At 44.9% G+C, this 18,196-nt stretch carries 17 protein-coding genes and 1 pseudogene; 5 read left to right on the top strand and 13 right to left on the bottom strand.

The window, feature by feature from the left end; translation table 11 throughout:
* Positions 1-20 precede the first annotated feature (20 nt).
* Together LZG72_RS10840 and LZG72_RS10845 are read right to left on the bottom strand one after the other, a co-directional pair.
* Positions 21-257, bottom strand: a complete 237-nt coding sequence (locus LZG72_RS10840) for a hypothetical protein (RefSeq protein WP_233871433.1) — start codon at positions 255-257, stop codon at positions 21-23.
* Between the two features lie 17 nt (positions 258-274).
* A pseudogene (locus LZG72_RS10845) lies at positions 275-465 on the bottom strand (cold-shock protein).
* 489 nt (positions 466-954) lie between these two features.
* Here LZG72_RS10845 and LZG72_RS10850 point away from each other — a divergent pair.
* Entirely contained in the window at positions 955-1,299 is a 345-nt protein-coding gene (locus LZG72_RS10850; RefSeq protein WP_233871436.1) for a transposase, read from the top strand.
* A gap of 174 nt (positions 1,300-1,473) precedes the next feature.
* Here LZG72_RS10850 and LZG72_RS10855 read toward each other — a convergent pair whose 3' ends face one another.
* From LZG72_RS10855 to LZG72_RS10865, 4 genes are all read right to left on the bottom strand, one after another.
* A complete protein-coding gene (locus LZG72_RS10855; RefSeq protein WP_233871439.1) occupies positions 1,474-1,689 on the bottom strand; it encodes a fasciclin domain-containing protein in 216 nt (71 codons plus the stop codon).
* 21 nt (positions 1,690-1,710) lie between these two features.
* A complete protein-coding gene (locus LZG72_RS10860; RefSeq protein ID WP_233871442.1) occupies positions 1,711-2,646 on the bottom strand; it encodes a polysaccharide deacetylase family protein in 936 nt (311 codons plus the stop codon).
* A 474-nt stretch (positions 2,647-3,120) separates the two neighbouring features.
* Positions 3,121-3,294 carry a hypothetical protein gene (locus tag LZG72_RS29435; protein WP_409017685.1) on the bottom strand — a complete coding sequence of 58 codons (174 nt, stop codon included), beginning with the start codon at positions 3,292-3,294 and terminating at the stop codon, positions 3,121-3,123.
* Between the two features lie 5 nt (positions 3,295-3,299).
* Positions 3,300-4,571: a transposase gene (locus LZG72_RS10865; protein WP_233871445.1), complete on the bottom strand. Its 1,272-nt coding sequence runs from the start codon at positions 4,569-4,571 to the stop codon at positions 3,300-3,302.
* 411 nt (positions 4,572-4,982) lie between these two features.
* Here LZG72_RS10865 and LZG72_RS10870 point away from each other — a divergent pair, with 411 nt between their 5' ends.
* Both LZG72_RS10870 and LZG72_RS29440 read left to right on the top strand, forming a co-directional pair.
* Positions 4,983-5,153, top strand: coding sequence for a hypothetical protein (locus LZG72_RS10870; RefSeq protein WP_233871448.1), 171 nt, complete (start codon positions 4,983-4,985; stop codon positions 5,151-5,153).
* Positions 5,154-5,168: 15 nt separating this feature from the next.
* Positions 5,169-5,399: a response regulator gene (locus LZG72_RS29440; RefSeq protein ID WP_409017686.1), complete on the top strand. Its 231-nt coding sequence runs from the start codon at positions 5,169-5,171 to the stop codon at positions 5,397-5,399.
* A gap of 615 nt (positions 5,400-6,014) precedes the next feature.
* Here the strand turns inward: LZG72_RS29440 and LZG72_RS10875 are convergent.
* The 4 genes from LZG72_RS10875 to LZG72_RS10890 form a co-directional block, all read right to left on the bottom strand.
* A complete protein-coding gene (locus LZG72_RS10875; RefSeq protein WP_233871450.1) occupies positions 6,015-6,413 on the bottom strand; it encodes a response regulator in 399 nt (132 codons plus the stop codon).
* Positions 6,410-9,415 (bottom strand): PAS domain S-box protein, encoded by a 3,006-nt coding sequence (locus tag LZG72_RS10880; protein WP_233871454.1) that lies wholly within the window; start codon positions 9,413-9,415, stop codon positions 6,410-6,412. The genes LZG72_RS10875 and LZG72_RS10880 overlap by 4 nt, the downstream gene beginning before the upstream one ends.
* 705 nt (positions 9,416-10,120) lie before the next feature.
* Complete coding sequence (locus tag LZG72_RS10885) at positions 10,121-10,516, bottom strand: response regulator (RefSeq protein WP_233871458.1); 396 nt, start codon at positions 10,514-10,516, stop codon at positions 10,121-10,123.
* 130 nt (positions 10,517-10,646) lie between these two features.
* Complete coding sequence (locus LZG72_RS10890) at positions 10,647-11,807, bottom strand: hypothetical protein (RefSeq protein ID WP_233871461.1); 1,161 nt, start codon at positions 11,805-11,807, stop codon at positions 10,647-10,649.
* Positions 11,808-12,327: 520 nt separating this feature from the next.
* Between LZG72_RS10890 and LZG72_RS10895 the strand changes: the two genes are divergently transcribed.
* Together LZG72_RS10895 and LZG72_RS10900 are read left to right on the top strand one after the other, a co-directional pair.
* The gene (locus LZG72_RS10895; protein ID WP_233871469.1) at positions 12,328-14,220 is read left to right on the top strand and encodes a PAS domain-containing sensor histidine kinase; all 1,893 of its coding nucleotides are present in this window, start codon (positions 12,328-12,330) and stop codon (positions 14,218-14,220) included.
* An 11-nt stretch (positions 14,221-14,231) separates the two neighbouring features.
* The gene (locus LZG72_RS10900) at positions 14,232-14,630 is read left to right on the top strand and encodes a response regulator (RefSeq protein WP_233871472.1); all 399 of its coding nucleotides are present in this window, start codon (positions 14,232-14,234) and stop codon (positions 14,628-14,630) included.
* A 1,447-nt stretch (positions 14,631-16,077) separates the two neighbouring features.
* On the opposite strand, the gene LZG72_RS10905 is transcribed toward LZG72_RS10900, so the two are convergent.
* From LZG72_RS10905 to LZG72_RS10915, 3 genes are all read right to left on the bottom strand, one after another.
* Positions 16,078-16,443, bottom strand: a complete 366-nt coding sequence (locus LZG72_RS10905) for a hypothetical protein (protein WP_233871475.1) — start codon at positions 16,441-16,443, stop codon at positions 16,078-16,080.
* A 90-nt stretch (positions 16,444-16,533) separates the two neighbouring features.
* A complete protein-coding gene (locus LZG72_RS10910; RefSeq protein WP_233871477.1) occupies positions 16,534-17,415 on the bottom strand; it encodes an IS3 family transposase in 882 nt (293 codons plus the stop codon).
* Between the two features lie 14 nt (positions 17,416-17,429).
* Entirely contained in the window at positions 17,430-17,741 is a 312-nt protein-coding gene (locus LZG72_RS10915; RefSeq protein WP_233871479.1) for a transposase, read from the bottom strand.
* Positions 17,742-18,196 lie beyond the last annotated feature (455 nt).

Genomic DNA, 18,196 nt, shown 5'->3' on the forward strand with positions numbered 1-18,196 from the left:
GACTTTTTATATACCAACCTTCATTCCAGTTGCTTCCATAAAACCAGTTCGGGAAACAATGTTCTCACATAATAGCAACGATCGATGCTGAATTTGCCGGAAGTAGAACGGTCGGCACGCTGGAAAAAAAACAATACCAGGGAATGAGAGCGGATGGGAGTGCGGCTGTGCAGGTGCCCGGGATGGTGAGAGGCAAGGAAGGTGTAATGACCTGACAATTCAGGCAAAAAAATCCTCCCATTGGGAGGATTGAGCATTTGCTTGATATGGTCGATCAGATAATGCTTACATTAACTGCGTTCAGTCCTTTTCTACCGTTTTCAACTTTGTAGGACCCACTGTCATTTTCACGGATATCATCATTGAGCCGGATGTGTGTACAAAAATATCATCGCCACCATGTTCGGGAGCAATGAAACCAAAACCTTTGGTGCCATTAAAAAACTTAACTGTTCCTTTGTTCATAACTTTTTCTTAAAATAATCTACAAGTATAGAATAAATTCGAAAAATGCCATTTTATGGCAGAAAGTTAGAATATTATTTTATTGATGATGCATTTGATGGAAACAAAGTTATTGGATGCAATGACTGAGTACTGGATAAAGTGCGCAACTCTCAATAATTTTAAACTACTGTTCGCGTAAGCACATACGGAAGAAAACAGTGATTTAACTGTGCGGGCCGAGCGTATTATCAGTTGACTTTGAGATTTATTCTTCCTTGCCAATTACTTAGATCAACGAGTGATAGATTCTATCTATCAATGCAAGCCGTTAATTTATCCCGTGGTTTAAACAAAATATGAGTGATGGCTAATTTTGTTAATTTAAGCGATTACAAAGCGTATTTTAGGACAGTTTCAGCACTAAGCAACACGTTAAATCGTACTTGATCAGGGATGACTTAGGTGGCTCCGAAAAGCGGCACACATTTCTGCATAACATGATGCAAAATGAAAGACCCAAAATCGGTAAAAACTCGTAGGAGCTACGATGCTGATTTCAAGCAGGAAGTGACGAGAATGCTGGCATCCGGCAGAAGCGCTAAGGAAATCTCGGAGGCATTTGGAATTGCCGAGAATGTTCTCTATCGTTGGAGAAGGATGGCAACAAAAAAGACGAAATCGAATAGCGGAGTGAATAGCAACGATAAAGCAGCGAAACTAGCTGCGGAAGTTGCTAAACTACGAGCGGAAAATGAACGGCTTAAAACCGACCGCGAAATCTTAAAAAAAGCCCGCCGGGCGGCCCCGTTAGGTCTTTTGAGCCAGTCCGACTCAGGGACGTCTATGAGTTAATATACTCGTTTTCTCGGACGCAAAAGATCAATTATCGGTGCTCACTTTTTGAAGTCACGGGGCCGCCCGGCGGCCGGACGGCTTATTATCGTTATCAGCGGGGGAAAAGCCATAATGCGGACAAAAAATATAACCGTCCAAAGCATGAGATCCGGATTGAGTTTATCCGGAATTTTAAGCGATACGGTAAAGCAATGCCCTGTTGGCTGGCGCCAGGAGTGTTGCCTTGGGGGTTGTTTTGTATAGCTCGCGAAAAGCCGCCTTGGTCGGTGCAAATACGGTTAACCCACTGGTAGCCGAAGAAAGTGCTGTGGCAACGGCTGGGTCTGCTGCGAGCACCAGCGAGGCAACCTCAGTAAAGTTTGTATCCGCCTGGGCGATTACGACCAACTTTTGTGGAAGTTCAAATTGCTATTGCGTCAGATCAGAGATGAATTTTGGAACTGCCGGCTCGCCTTTGAAGAATGCCACTTTCTTACCTTTGGTAATTGCCCAGCGGTGGATCCAGGAGATACCTCTCTTTCCGATATATTGATCCTCCGTGAGGTAACAAGGATCTTCCAGCGCTTTTTGAAGTGTGACAAACTGATAGCCATCCTCTTTTAGTCTGGAAAGAAACAGGCTAAGTGCTTTGCTATTGAGCAAGTTGGCATGCATGAGCAGAATGTGTGGAATGGGTCGATGGAACAGCGAGTCGGCCTGGGATTCATAGTAATGGACATAATCCATCATATAGTTGACATATGTCTTCGATATCGAATCGGCCAGGGGCTGGTTTTTGCTGCCCATCGCCTTGTCAAAGGCAGCAGCAAAAAGGTATTCGTCGTTATCGACCGTTACGGGTGCCTGGATGTATTTGTGTTTGGCCAGTATTATTTCTAGCGAATCCCGTTTCCCAGCTGTATTTCCTCTGTGTAGATAGGGGTGCCGGAAATATTTGAGTTCGGCACCTTCTCTGTCGAGAAAACCTCGAAGCAGTGTATCGGCACCGAGCACATCCGCTTCATAGGCGGCTGCCGAAATATCGTTGATGCCTAAGTGTCCAAAAGTGTGGTTACCGAGTGAATGGCCGGCTTTCAGCCATTTCCTTAGCAAACCGTATTGGGCGGGAATAATTTTTCCGTCTTTGACAAGTTTCTCTCCGATGACATAACCCGTCGCCTGGACTTTATATTGTTTCAAATGACCTAACAACTGATCTGTCAGTTCCGATCTCAACGCGTCGGTATTCATGGTACTGCTAACCGTTGGCAAGTCGTCAATGGTGATGGCAATTTGTTTTTGAGCGAAGACTTGTTTTGCCAAAGATTGAAGAATAATTAGTAGCAGCAGTCTATGCAATTTCATGAGGAGCTCGACTTTATTAATTAAAATTATCCTAGATATGTTCTCTTGATGCGAAGAAAAACGGTTTGGATTACCTCTGGGTCCAGTTCGCTCAATAGCACGAGTGTACCTTACTCCTATCAATCTTCGCAGCACAGCATCGCGTCTCACTTCAAGTTTTTTCGTCCTTGGGGTTATTCGCCTGCCCCTTTAATATCCAATAGCATTTGACGAACGAGGCAAGGCCGGCAGACGGAGGGTAGCTTTCAAGATTCACTTGTACAGATATTATAAGACATCAAAATATAGTGCATTTTTGTTCTAGATGCCGAAGGTAGATATAGATTTTATCTATTGTATATATTGAAGATTTTAAACGGTGGTGGCAGTTGCAGAACTATCCTACAAATTGAATCTGAGGAATTTTAATATCTGACTTGTGAGATTCTCAAAATTTCAAGGTAAAAGCAATCGAGGGCTTCAAAAATGCGCCGGTTAGTGACCCATGGTCTCCATTGCTGCTCCATTTGTCAATTTCCTTTTGAATGTTTTAAGGTACTTTTTGAGGTTGAAGCAGGTCACTGCCATTAGCATCACCTTATGTGCTGCGGCTTTTCCTAAGACATTGATTTTGCTTAATCCGTAATGATGGATCAGGCTTCCAAACACCGGTTCTACCTACTTTGCCGGACTTGTTTCTTCCGTTTCCCTCGCCTGCTGAATTGTCTTTCATAGGCTCGGTGATAATAATCTTCGTAAGCTGTCGTAAATATTCTTTTAAATAGAGACTTAGGTGTGCAGGATTCTTTTAGAACACAGGGAATGCAATCCTTTTTTGAAGCCCGGTAGTTTTTGATCAGCTTCCCGTCAGATGTTAGATCGAAGCCTTTAAAAGGAATTGTCTTCCCCATGGTACACGTAAAAACATCTTCTTTCCTGTTATAGGTAACCCATTCTCTTTCTGGTTTATACTTGCCAAAAACAGGGATCCAGGGTGTGACATTTCTCAGTTCCAGGAACTCGTAATTGAAACCATTCGAGTATCCTGCATCTGCTAGGAGCTCTGTCATGCAAAGCTCATTTGCTTTCAGTCGGCTTTGAACTTGTAGAGTCATTGCTGGCAGATACTGACTGTCTCTTCCATCTGCAAAGTCGGCTTGTATATGGCTGATTACGCCCTGACCTGTATCTACTGCCATGCTGCAGTGATAATTAAGTTTTCTTGCCTTGCCAGGCTTTACCGAAATACGAGCATCCGGATCATGCCGATTATAATGCGTTTTATTGCTGAACAACTGTGCTTTTTCATGAGAAGCGCCGCTGGCTCCGACCGGATTTTTACGCAGTTTATCATGAATATGTTTAACACGCTTCAAATGATGCTGCGGAGCAGTGATCAACCCCACCGTGGAAGTTACAGCAGTGCTTGTTTGATTTTGGTTTTCGGCGTCTACGGCGTCAAAGTGCCTTTCAATAGACTGAAAAGGTCTTTTCAGTTCAAGGCTTTCCATTGAAGCATTCGCCTTAATGGGAGCCGAACCCATGGCCTGGGTATGTCCACTGACCATACCCTTATCAACACATAAAGAAAATATCTTATTGAACAGAGACTCAAAAACGGTAGCTGGATATAATTGTCTGGTCCGACTGATGGTCGAATGCCCGGGTAATTGCTCGTCAATATCATAGCCCAAAAAGTAAAGAATGTCCATGCGCATCAAGCATTGATCTAACAATTTGCGGTCAGACGTTATATTTTCCAGGTAACCGACCAGCATAAGCTTAAACCGGGTCGCCGGGTGAAATACCACTGGGTCAATCGATGGGTTTCCGTTGCGACCATACAGGTCTCGGGTATCTCTGTATATGGATTGTAGATCCAAAGTCTCTCTGAGGCTCCTATAAAAATTATCCTTCGAGATCCACTCGGATAATTGGAAGCTCATAAACAACTTTTCGGAGTAATTTTTTCTTCCTTGCGTTCCTGAAGTTACAAAAATCAAGGCAGTTATGGAAAGGATTTAGGCTGTTTTTCATTGAGTTCTGCAACAGCCACGGTGGTATTTCTGAAATTCTATCAGCATGTCAGATTTCAGCAATTTGCTTGGAATAGAGGCTGATGCATGGCCTTTTGGTACATTAATTACGAATGGCAGCCACCTTTAAATGTAATTGCTGACATTGACCCGTCCCGGAAAGTGTTCCCACAGCCAGGCTAATACTCAAAGGAGGGAAGGATAGGGAAAGCACTGCTTACCAGTAGCATTTTCGACCAGTATAATAGCTGGCTTCCAATTACGTGACGCCTACCCAACTAGCCAGCAAATCTTTGGTCAATATGACGTAACTTGCGCGCTATGGGTAATCTACCCTCTCATCTGGAAAAGCCAAGGAACGTGTACTTAGTCGATGACGACCTAGACGATCGATTTCTGGTTTACCAGGCCCTGATGCAGGTAGTCCCCAAAGTCAATGTTGTAGAAGCGATGGATGGGCAGCATTTCTTTGAGATACTCGAAGAAGGTTAATTAGCCCTTCCTTCCTTGATCATACTGGATGTTAACATGCCGCGAATGAATGAATTAGAAACCCTGACGCAGATTAGGTCCACCGCTTTGCTTTCGATGGTTCCTGTTGTTATGTATTCTACTTCTGAGGACCTAGTACTCATCAAGCAAGCTTATGAAATCGGAACTTCTACTTTCGTTACCAAGCCAAAGTCTTTTGATGGTCTAATAGAAATGATAAGTCAAATAACCACTCATTTTCTATAATGGAATGTTGCAGTGGCCTTCGTTTTTAATAACTATGCAAATTAACACAAGCCCAGTAGCGATCAAGCTTGGAGCAGGTGCTGGATCTCATTGGCCAGTGCAGGTATTGAACTCTTCTGGGAGATGAATTTTTTAACGCCGATCTGCTCAAGCCTTGGCTTCCATTGATCGGGTTTTGAGGTGGAGTAAATAATAATGTAGGGATGGTCAAATTCTTGCAGTTTTTTTAATTGCACTAAACACTCATCTCCATTGATCCTCGGCAAGCTGATATCAATAAAGACATATCCAGGTGGGGTTACAGGATTGCCACTGAAATGAGCAAGTGTGGCAAGATTCGTTCTTTTTTCCCATGATTATAAGGCCAGATGAGCTAATCCGTACGTACTCTGTGTAGAGGATCTGTGGCAGCATACCTTTCAAATCGTGATGATGAAATTTCAGGACCGCTGGCAGGTTTGCAGATTGCGCTGAGCAATGATTAGATTCCATTAACAGCGTTACATCAAAATATAGATGCACTCCACTGTACGTATTCCGGCTATCGGACGTTGACACTTGCAATATTTTACAAAAGCTTGGATGTTTGATAAATATTGGGTTGACTCAAATGAATCATGTGCTAAATATTTGGTTTATTGTTTCCTTTCTTAACGGTTTTGAATAATAGCCCTGCACAAGCGGGTGTTTTTCCGCCTTCTCTTTGTCTTCTGGGTCGATGGATGAAGAAAGGATAAATATGTCGTATTGTGCTTGGAGCCCGGAAGGGAACGAGCTGAATTTATCCAGAAATTCCCAGCCATTCATCACCGGCATGTTGATATCCAGAAAGAGGGCCGTGCTCAGGTCTTCTGTTCTATTGCTAAAGTCTTTCTTGATCCATTCCAGTGCTTTTTCGGGTTCAGTAAAGAGTTGAATGCGGGCGTGGGGTGCAATAGAAGCAATGGCATATTTGCAAATGAGGTTATTACCGCGATCGTCATCGACGACAATGAATTGAGAGGGCAGTTTCATGGGATAGGGGTGCGGAACGCGTTCGAACTAAATTCAACCTTAAATTCGGTGCCTTGATTAACTGCACTGTTAACGGCAATTTTCCCCCCGAGCATTTCTACTTGGGTCTTGACCATAAACAATCCCATCCCTTTTCCTTCCACATGGTAGTGGAAGCGCTTGTAGAGACCAAAGAGTTGCGCACCTTTGCCAGCCAAGTCAATTCCCATACCATTGTCCCGAAGGGAAAGGCCAACCTGGTCCTGGTCCAGGCTGCTTTTTATCGTGATCACTGGGTCAATGTCCTTCCGGCGGTATTTAATACTGTTCATGATCAGGTTTGAAAGGATGCTGTGTAAATAACTTTTCAGGGTGAACAATTCGCCTACAGTGCTAAAATCGGTTTCTATCCGCACATTTTCTTTTTCAATGATGTTTTGAATACTCGAGCTGATTTCATCTATCACTTGCTGCAAAGAAACCCGCTCCCTTTTTTCGCTTACTCCCCGTTTAACTTGTAAAATCGAGTTAAGGTCTGAAACGACATCGTCGAGACGTTTGACATTCACCAATATCTCATTCACAAACTGCTGCTTTACTTCCATAGGGTAGGTATCCTGGTTTACCAGCTCGGCTAAGCCGATGATATTTGCGACCGGGGCTCGCAGGTTGTGTGATACAATGTAAGAGAACTGTTCAAGGCCCTTGTTGGATGTGATGAGCTCATCCGTATATTTCTGAAGGCTTTTGTTAAGTTCCTTAAGTTCCAGTTCCGAATGCTTGCGTTCACTAATATCCCGGAAATACACCGATAACCCATTGGCGGATGGGTATGCTGTTACTTCGAACCACGCCTGGTCCCTTTCGTAAAAGGATTCAAAATGCTGGATCGCATTTTGCTTGACAGCTTTATGGTAGTTATGATGGAATTCGGTGTCCACGATGTCGGAAAATACATCCCATACAACCCGGCCTAATATTGTATCCTTGGGACAGTTTAGCATGGTCTCTGCTTCCTTATTCCAGTAGGTTACAATCCAGTTCTTATCCAGTGCATAAAACCCGTCCCCTATACTTTCCAGGATGATATTCTTTTCCTCAAGCGCTTTAAGCACTTCTTCTTCAGCCTGTTTTTCCCTGGTAATATCATTGGCAAAACATGACAGGCCGACAAGCATATTGTTTTCCCTTATCGGATGAATGGAAAATCTAAAATGATTGCACGGGCCGTTAAAATGAATTTCCTTTTCAAATTTCAAGATTTCCCCACCTAACGCCCTGGCATTGATTTGCTCCCAGTCTGACTCAGAGCCCGGATCAAACTTGCCCAGAGATTCCAGGATGCTATAGCCGGGACGTAAGTCTATGCCAAACCTTTCTTTCATCATATTTTTAAGCGCATCGTTATAGGTAATGAAGTTCAGGTCTGTGTCGAGTGAATAGATTAATGCATCCGTATTGTTGATGATCGCGTTCAGGTTCGATTCTGAGCGCTGGAGTAGCTCTTGTGCCAGCTTGCGATCGGTAATATCCCTCATGGTCAGGCTGAGCCCCGTGATCTCCCCGTTTTCATACACCGGGACGAACATAACGCTTAGCCATTTCCTCTCCGCGTCGATAAGCTCATATATATGATCATACTGCCGCGTCTTGCCGGATAGTATACTGGTGATCACCTTTTTGTAATCAGCGCTTTTGTCCTTGCTTACGGCATCAAATAAGCTGCCGCCGACTTCAATTTTCCCTCCTGTGCTTATCTTATAGAAATTGCTGGCCCTGCTATTGAAGTACTTGACTACCGCCTGGGTATCGGCCAGGATAAAACCTTCCATGGAATTTTCAAAGATTGCCCGCAGGTTGGACTCCGAATTTCGCAGGGCTTGCTGAGTTTTTTTAATTTCCGTCACATCGTGCAAGACGCCGTATAAATTCACGGGCTGCCGCTGGCTATTGAGCTCAATATGGGTTTGCGCATGCAGGTGCCTGACTTGCCCATCCTTTCTGACGATCCGGTAGTAGTAATCAGCGGCATGCAGGGAATCAAGTGCGTCCTGGTTCTGTTTCAATACGTATTCAACATCATCAGGATGTATGAAGGATATCCATGAGGCCGCACTTTGGATATTGTCCGTTGGCGACAAACCACAAATCCGGCATGCTTCATCGGAGAATACACTGGTCTGAGTCGCTAAATCAAGTTCCCAGCTGCCCAAATGGGCAACGGCCTGGGCCTGGCTCAGACGCTTTTCCTTGTGTTTGAGCTGCTGTTCGGCCAGGACCGATTCTGTCACGTCCCGGAAATTGTCGATAATCCCGTTTATGGCGGGTTCATGCAACAGGTTGGTGACCGTAGCCTCAATCCAGCGCCAGGTGCCATCTTTGTGCAGCATCTGCCCGGTATGCCCTTGTATGGGTACGCCCGGACTAGCAAGAACTTTCATCAGGACCTTAGCGTGTTCTTCCACGTCGTCAGGATGTGGCAAAGTAAAAAGATCCAGGTTAAGGAACTCCTGAGGGGTATATCCCAATACATTTTTAACGGCCGGCGAAACGTAGGTTGGCTGGGCCTGCGCATTGAGCAAGACAACGGCGTCCGTGCTGTTTTCCACCAGCGTTCGGAAACGCTTTTCACTGTTGGTCAACTGTTCGAGCATGTCCTGTTGCTCTTTTTTAAGCTTGTATTTTTCCAGGCTCTGCTGTATTGCGAACGGCAAGCGGCCGGGCTGGTCCTTTATAATGTAATCATCCACCCCCAGCAGCAGAAGCTCTTCCGCCACTTCATCGGACACTGCATTGGAGACGATAATGAAAGGGATTTTCAACCCGCTCTCCCGTAGACTCTCGACTGCCCCTGAGCAATGTATATCGGCCAGCGTATATTCAGCGAGGATAACATCTGGCTGGAAACCGGTTAACGCTGCTACATATTGATCCCCGTTGCAGGCAACGCGTATCTCGGCGTTTAAATTCGCTTTTTTCAAGACGTGTTTGGCTACAATTACCTCTGCCTCTGAATCTTCCAAGTACACTATTTTCAGATTGCTCTTCACTTTTGTTGTATTTATATATGACTTAGCAGGATCTTTGTTGTTCTAAGAGATTTTAAATTACCCCATTATCCCCGGAATGTAGAAATAATTTCGTCGAAAATGCATATATTTTTGACGCTTCAACAGAATGTGGCTGCTGGAAGCCATACTTGTTTTGAATGGATAAGGTCTTACATAACATGAATTTCAGCAATAGCATTAACCGTGGGGCAGGCATTGAATATATACCTAAGCCCGGTCACTAAGTTTGGTTTAATAAAAGCACTTTCAGTTAGGCATAGGGCCTTAGGCTGCTTAAAATTACTATCCATTTGAAGCGTCATGACGTCAGAAGACACGAAGGATTTTTCATACCAAAAGCATAGCATATCCGATATTGGGGAGATCAATTAGTGGTCATGAAATATGCAGCACAAAAACGCAAGCCGCCGGTGCCAGTTTCAGCCTGAGCAATGGAATGGCACATAGTTGCTGAGTTTTACGGTGTTAACGGACAGTTGACGTGGCCCGGTTTGTCTCAGTGAGCCAGCCGTATGGTTCAGGGGCGTTGCAATTCACCCCGGGTCCCTCCATAAATCACTCCGACCTGTTCAAGCCGGTGCTTACACTCACCCGGGATTGATGTTAACGGGTTATACTACTTATACGTATTGTTTCCCAAATTTGCCAGCTGAGCAGTCAGGTCTGATAAATATTCGCAATTGTATCTGAAAGCTCCTGATAACAAGCTGGTTTATGAAGAAATCCGTCGAAACCATTCGCCGGGTCAAATTTGCCGGTTTGGTTATTAGTGCCCCCGGTTAGCGCAATGATGCGCACCTGCTTTCCCCAAACCTGCTTGCGGATGTGCCCGCATACTTGAAAACCATCCAGGACTGGCTTTTCGATATCCAGCAAGATCACATGAGGGCTGAACGTTTCCGTCAGCTTGATACAATCACTTCCACTGTTACAAACCTGGACCTGATACCCCATGGCGACCAGCAACATACCGGTCATATAAGATTGTTCCTGATCGCTGTCTACTAATAAAACGCGGATCATTGAGTTAAGCTCTTTATCGGGACTTGCCATAACATAGAAATTCGATGAGTGGCGCCTGGATAACATTCATGCCAGAAGGTTAAGAAGTTCTGTTCCAGGTCGTGATGATTAAAAGTATATTCGGCCCGACAGCAACGCCTGACTATTTCAATTATACCTTTCATTGTTTTTTACTGGTCATTTGATTTGCAAACCCATTCTCACTTTTTGAGGAAAGTAGCAGGAATTGTAAAGTAAACAATACCATGATGCCCGGCCAGAGTTGTAACAGCTCGGAGTCCGTTAGCCAATCAGTCACATACACGTCCAAGCTAATCGAAAAAGTAACGAGTAGCAGTGTAATGGAAAATGCGGTTAGGTACGGTTGGGGCCGCTCCTTGCTGGCCAGGAAAGATAGGATCAGTGCCAGCGAGGTTAGGAAATTAGAGGCCGTCCACGGTCCATTTTGAAGAATACTGATCCAAATGCAACAATAGGCAAGAAGAAGAAGCATTCTTTTTCTGTCGATTAACGCAATCCGGACCAGGTTGGTAACCCAAATCAAGCCGAAAAAAAAGGCCGCAACAGCATATAAATCCCACAAATTCACGCTTGATACCCATGATTGTCTGACGCGGGTCGCCGCATCGGCGACTGGCCCAAGGGCTGACAGCAGTGAAATGGCCCAATCACTGTACACTCGGATAAAATAATCGATGCCTGTAAAATACAAAGGAATGATACACATGATCAATGCCCAGATCACTAAATGAAACAAATATTTACGCCTGTTCGGATAGAAGACAAACAGTGCTGCAAACAGGATCCCAAATGGGTGCAAGCAGCCGGCTAGGACCGGATACAACGCTGCGCTCCTACTCCGGCCCCTTTGGAAGGATGCCAGGGTCAGTAGGCCTAGCGCGCCAAGCAGTGGGTCATGTAGTTGAAAGTTTAATGAGATGGCTAATTCTGCTAAAATCAGCCACCAAAACAAAATCTTATCCGCAGGACTGATCGGTAAATACTTTATCGAATAGAAAAGGATGCACGATACGATTGATAACCACAAGACCATACCTGTGGCTATGCTTAAAAAACTGAAGGGTGCAAATAAAATGGAGACAATCGGGTGGTAGCCATACGTGCCCGCATACTGGCCTGGATAATGCAGATACAGGTTTTGTTGTTCAGCCAAATGTTCAAATCCAGCTCTGAGTATCAGGAAATGATTGTACTTAACAGGCCCAAAGGCGTATTGCCAGAAACTAGCGAGTATACTAACACCCACATAAAATGCCAGGATAACCTTCTGCTCGGAGAAGATTATAGCAATTCGGTTCATTTTGTAAAACGGTTGTTAGAGGGGTAGATCCAAAATCCTAATTTAAAGTTATCCGAAATGAAATGGTGATGGATGTAGCGTTATTTATAACTTCTAATAATATTCTAATATGCAGGCACTGGTGCCGATTCTATTTTTGCGACCAGACCTTAAATGGTTTGTTGCAAAAAAGAATGAATTTGTGCCGGAAAGCAGGCATAGGGCACGATTCCGGAGACGGCAAGGATTATTGAGTCAACGTTTGTTATATATGGAACACCTTTCTTCCTAATTGGCCGGGCCGCATATTAGGTGCGACCGCGGCGGAAATTTTAGAGCAGTTTGAAGCTAAGATATGATCGTGGCCACGAGGGGGGCAAACTAGTTGGAACAGAATTTACTCTAATTAGTCCTTTGTGACGGGGGCCTTGATGGCTGGGTGTAGTTGGTTGGCCTGAAACCAGCGCGGTTGGGTCCAAGTGATAGCTCGGAGCCAAGGTATAGGAAAGTTTTTTTGCGCTCACATACAGTATGTTTCACAATGATTACAAATGAAGTTGTTTTTAAACACCTAAGTGAGGGTGTGCTCGTACTGGATACGTCCGGGAGAATCGTCTCCTCAAACCCTGCCGCTTGCGATATCACTGGTTACAGCGAAGATGACATCAAGGGGAAGCCTTTTCACACATTGGGCAGCGGGGATGGGGACTTGTTCCAATATCAATATGAGCGCGATCAGGCTTTACAGCATCAAAAACTCGTGGTTGAAGGCTGGAAGGTCAAGCAGAACGGCCATAAGTTCTGGTGTGAAACCTGCTACGCTCCCATTTTTGACGAGGGGAGGCATGGAGGTTTTTGCGTAGTGCTCCGTGATATTTCGGAACGAAAGCAAATGCAAATCGAGCTGTTGGCGAGTGAAGAGCGGTACCGGCTGATGGTAGAAGCGGTCAAGGATTACTCGATCTTTATGTTGGACCCACAAGGACATATAATCACATGGAATGACGGAGGAGGGCTGATCCAGGGGTATTCAGAAAGCGAGGTGATAGGGAAACATTTTTCCATGTTCTATACTGCCACCGACCTGATTGAAAAAAAGCCGGAGCGTGAGCTTGACATAGCCAGGGATACTGGCGTATACCGGGAGGAAGGTTGGCGGGTCAAAAAGGGCGGCTCGCTGTTTTGGGCCAGCGTGGTACTGACCGCTCTTTTCAATGATCAGAATAAACTGATTGGGTACTCGAAAGTGACAATGGATTTGACTGGCCGCTTGCAACATGAGGAGAGCCTTCGGCTAAGTGAGGCCCGCTACCGGTCACTGGTCGAACAGGTTGGCGATTATGGGATTTTCATACTGGATACCAAGGGGCGGATCGGTAGTTGGAATGAAGGGGCCAAACGTATCAAGGGTTATACTGCCCAAGAGGTGATCGGCAAGTATTTCTCGATATTTTACCCGGAAGAAGACATCCTGAGCGGAAAACCGGCCCGCGAACTACGAATCGCCCGGGCGACGGGAAAATATGAGGAAGAAGGCTGGCGTCTGCGTAAGGACGGTAGCCGCTTTTGGGCCAACATCGTCATTACTGCCGTCTATGACGCGGAACACCTGCTGACAGGCTTTTCAAAAGTAACCAGGGATTTAACGGAGCGCAAATTAGCGGAGCAAAGCTTGCAGGCGCGCTCGGATGAATACCGTCAGCTTGTGCAGGAGTTAATGAACACCAACAACGCTCTATCGGCTGTCAACCAGGAGCTCGAAGAGTTCACGGCCATTGTTTCCCATGACTTGAAAGAGCCTGTCAGGTCTGTAAAAAGTTACTTGCACCTGATCGAGCAGCAGATCGCTCAGCAAAAGTATGAGCTGATCAGTAACAGCGTTGTTAAAAGTATAAAGGGCACCCAGCGGATGCAGGAACTGATTGATAACCTTTTAAGGTATTCGCAGGTTAGCAAGACAGATTTAAGGCGTGAGAAACTTGACCTGGACGATGTCTTGACCGAAGCACTACAGAACCTGGACGATGCGATTAAAAAAAGCGGGGCCCAAATAAGTAAAGATATAACAACTCGGGGTTTGTTTGGTGACAGGGTGCAACTTGCACAGCTGTTCCAAAACCTTTTGGCAAATGCTCTTAAATTCACAGACGGAAAAGCGCCTGAGGTGTCGATCCGGTCGTGGACAGAAAGCGGCGAGATCCGTATTGTGGTGAGTGATAACGGGATCGGGATTGCCCAGCAGCATCTTGAAAAGGTGTTTGGTGTTTTCAAAAAGTTGCATTTTGCCAGCCAGTATCCAGGGACGGGCATGGGTCTGGCGATTTGTAAAAAAGTGGTCGAGCGCCATAATGGAAGGATATGGGCCGAGTCGCCGCCCGGGCAAGGAGCGAGCTTTCATATAACGGTACCATTTAACGAGCCTAACACAGTATAAAAGAAGAGAACATGATACATCTGGCCATCGTTGAAAATGATGAGGACGAGCGTTTCTTCATGAAAGAGGCATTCGGGGCTAGCAGCAGTTTTCAAATCGTTGGGGAGTTTGGCAATGGTGACCATCTGCTGGAATGGCTGGAAAACATGCCCCAGCAGCAACCCCAATTGATTGTGACAGATCTGAACATGCCAGGCAAAAACGGGTATGACATCATCGCCGAAATGCATGAGAGGCGGCCGCAGATCAGGGTCATTGCCACTTCGACATCCTCTATTTCTGCCACACGGGAAAGGTGCCTGCGCTTGGGCGCACGTGAATTCCTTATTAAACCTGATGTGTTTACAGAGTATGAAGGGTTTGTCAGCCAGGTATTGGATATGGTGGGACCAGAGCTAGCGGAAAGCTGAACCACGACGGTTTTTTAGTGCTTGTAACAGAACGCAGGGCTGTTGCAAGCCTCTGGTACTTACCATAATTCTATCAGTGCTTTACCACGGGTGGCGTTTTCCTAACTTACTCGTACCTGTGAGCCCTAGTTCTTGGTAAACAGTAAATGCGCTTATTGATAAGTAAATAGATGGATATATGCACCTGAACTAATACAAATATAAATCTGTATCAGTCGGTACTCCGCCGATATCAAGAAGGACCGGACTGCCGACGCACCTGCTGTGTAAGGAGGCGAGACATCTAAATAATGGTACAATGCAGGTTAGATTTACCTACCGGGGCAATACTTTGGATAAGACAGAAGAATACGATTATAAAAATCGCCTTGTGGTTGGCCACCAATATTTTTCACGAATGATAGAAGACTTTCGCAAATAGTGGACATGGTACAGGATGGCAATAATCACGACGGTGCTGGTTTGACCAAGCACGTTTATGAATATGACCAGCATGGCAATGTCAGGATGATAACCACACTTACCCGGCGTGACGGAACAAGCCGTTTACTAGTACGCTGCAAGTGCAGTATGACGACTATGATGATAAAATTAATTCAGACCCTGCATTTGTCTTCTACCCTTTTGTGGAAGGAACAGTTATCCAAAAAACAACCCCGGCAAAATTACCATTCGCGATTCAAAAACGCAGTCGGTGCTTTCAGTTCAAACAAACAAATTTATATACGACAATCAAGGATTTGTTTTACAAAAGTCGCAGCGATATTCAGGGTCAGAGGTGAATAGAGATGTTCTTCTGGATTATCACTACATATTTGGGAACCATTGACATCTTGAAGGCTTCGCGTAACAATGAGAGAATTGTCTGTGCCACCACACCCGTTGACTTTAAATTGTTGAGCACTGCCACGGATGGCGATATGTCAGTGTTTATTAGTTCCAACAACCGGAAGGGTGATGTGCCTCCGTTGCAAGGCCTTTCATGCGTTTCCCGGCTGTCGTTTGTTGGCGGAGATAAGCACGCTGGTATTCTTCCTCATAGATCGTCTTTACAATTCTCTTCGTGCCAGCCTTCGGAATACATTTCTGTTTTAATGGGCATGTTGCGCAGTCACTCCTGGTAGTCCAATATGCCTTTAATGGCTTACCTTCTGTGCTGTACTCGAGGGACCGGAACGGTAACTTTTCCCATTAGGACAAGTGTAGGAATCTGTCTCCTTATTGTAATCAAAGCCGTCCACCTTCGGTCTGAACTTTCCGAAGACCGGTTTGGCGCTTGCGAGCGACTTCTGAAAGCTCACGTTAGACCCCCATTAAAAGATGAATCGAAAGATCCTACTTGGAAACCGATTGGATAACGCCAATCTTAGGACGCAAAAATTAAAATGAGTTGTGCAACAGCCACGGAGGTTTAGTGAGACCAATTTTGAAAACAAACGGTTCTGGGCTATTGCCACATCTTAGTTCCATACAAGATCTTTAATTCAACGCGATTTTTTGTATAATCTTCAAACGCTTTCGGGTCTTCAAGATTTAGCTTCGCTCCGTTACAGTAATGTTGATGTATGTTCGTGGAATTAAAAAGTGAATTTTGCACCTCAATGATGTTTTCGTCTTTATAATTATACAAAACAATACCATTGATCTCAGGGCCACCTGAAAACTGCTTAAACTCTTCATTAAGCCATTTTAAGTTTTTTACAGGATCTGCCACGCCACATACACTGTCCTTTTCTACTCCTTCAACTGGATCTTCGGTAGTGCAATTTGTTGCAACAAATAAGATGCTGATTAATAAAATCAATATTTTCATTTTAGATAGATAGTTGATCATAAGAGATTTGACGTGGTTCCGTTTTGGTTTACACTTCTTGCTGGTTAGTAATTGATTTTAGTTTTCTTTTCAACCAGTTTTTCGATAGTAATCAGCCTCAAAAGCTGCGGGATTATGGTAGTTCAAAGATGAATGTAACCGCCTAGTATTGTAATAACCGTCAATGTATTCAAACAGTACGGATCGTAAAGCCACAAGGTTACTGTAGCCTCCTTTCGGGATTTCCAATTCGGCCTTCAATCGACTCCATAGAGACTCTGCCCATGCGTTATCATAGGGGTCGTTAGCGCGGGACATACTTTGTCTCAACTTGAAAGTTTTTACGAGCAGCTTCATTCTGCGTGACAGATATTGACCCCCGCGGTCAGAATGAATTATTAGGCCTGGCTTAATTCCTCTCCTTAATAGCGCTTTTTCTAATGGCTCCCTCACCAACTTTTCCTGCATGTTCTCATCAATCTTCCAACCGACGATCTGACGGGAAAAAAGGTCCATCCAGATACACAAATACGCCCATTTTCCGCCCTTTAATGGCATGTAAGTAATATCCGACACCCACACTGCATTAGGGCGATCTGGCTTTGGCTGATCAAGCAACAGATTATCGCAAATCCGTTTGCCGTGCCTACTGTCAGTAGTCCTTGGAATGAATCTGGGAGGCTGGATTGCTCTTAAACCCTCTTTTCGCATGATCTCGACCACCTTTCGACGTCCGATTCTGATGCCCTTTTGCTTTAAAGATTCCTTGATTCGTCGACTTCCGTAGCGTTTCATGTTCCGGATAAATTCGATCCGAACTTCATGCTTTGGACGGTTGTATTTCTTGTCCGCGTTATGACTTTTTCCACGCCTGTATCGGTAGTAGGCAGTTCTGCCGCCGGGCGGCCCCGTGACGTCAAATAATAGACACAGGTGGCTTACTTTATTAGTCTTTGACAGGCTGGAAATCAAATCATAGACGTCTCTCAGTCGGACTTGCTGAAGAGACCTAACGCCTTTTTTAGGATCTCACGGTCGGTTTTCAAGCGTTCGTTCTCAGCCCTTAATCTTGCGTTCTCAGCCGCAAGCTTTCCCGACTTACTGCTTTCACTATCGTCCGTTTTCGTTTTTGTCTTCATCGTCGCCATGCTTTTCCAACGATAGAGAAGATTTTCCGCAATTCCAAAACTCTGGGAAAGTTCTCTGGCACTCCTGCCAGACATCAGCATCGTAATCAGTTCTTGCTTAAAATCAGCATCATAACTTCTTCGGGATCTTTCCGCAGTTCGGTTTTCCATTGCACTTCATGTTGTGCAAGAATGTGTGCCGCTTTTTGGAGCCACCTCAATTTACCAAGTTTTATAATAGGACAGAGGACCGATGCAACTAGTTGTATTAAAGTATAGTTTATTATACTATTACTGATGCGGCTATCGAAAAGGATTTAAAGCCAAAGTGTAATACAGAAAATGTCCCATTTACTCGGCACAGCGCAGATTCGGAACACAATAGGAAAAGTGCGGTCTTCTTGCACAAAACCAAGAAGTTTCAGAATCTGTCAATCTCACAAAACCCTCTATGCTTGATACTAAGAGTACTTTGGCCGTGTCGGTACTCGCAATACGTCAGATTTCGGACGTTTTGAGAAACAATCTCACAATTCTCTGTGTATGATCAGTAGTTCAGCACTTTATCTTTTTGCATGCCCCACCCGTCTAATGTCTGCGAATTAATTCAGGGTCACTTTCTCCTT

This window comes from Dyadobacter sp. CY323 (assembly GCF_021390245.1).
Lineage (GTDB): Bacteria > Bacteroidota > Bacteroidia > Cytophagales > Spirosomataceae > Dyadobacter.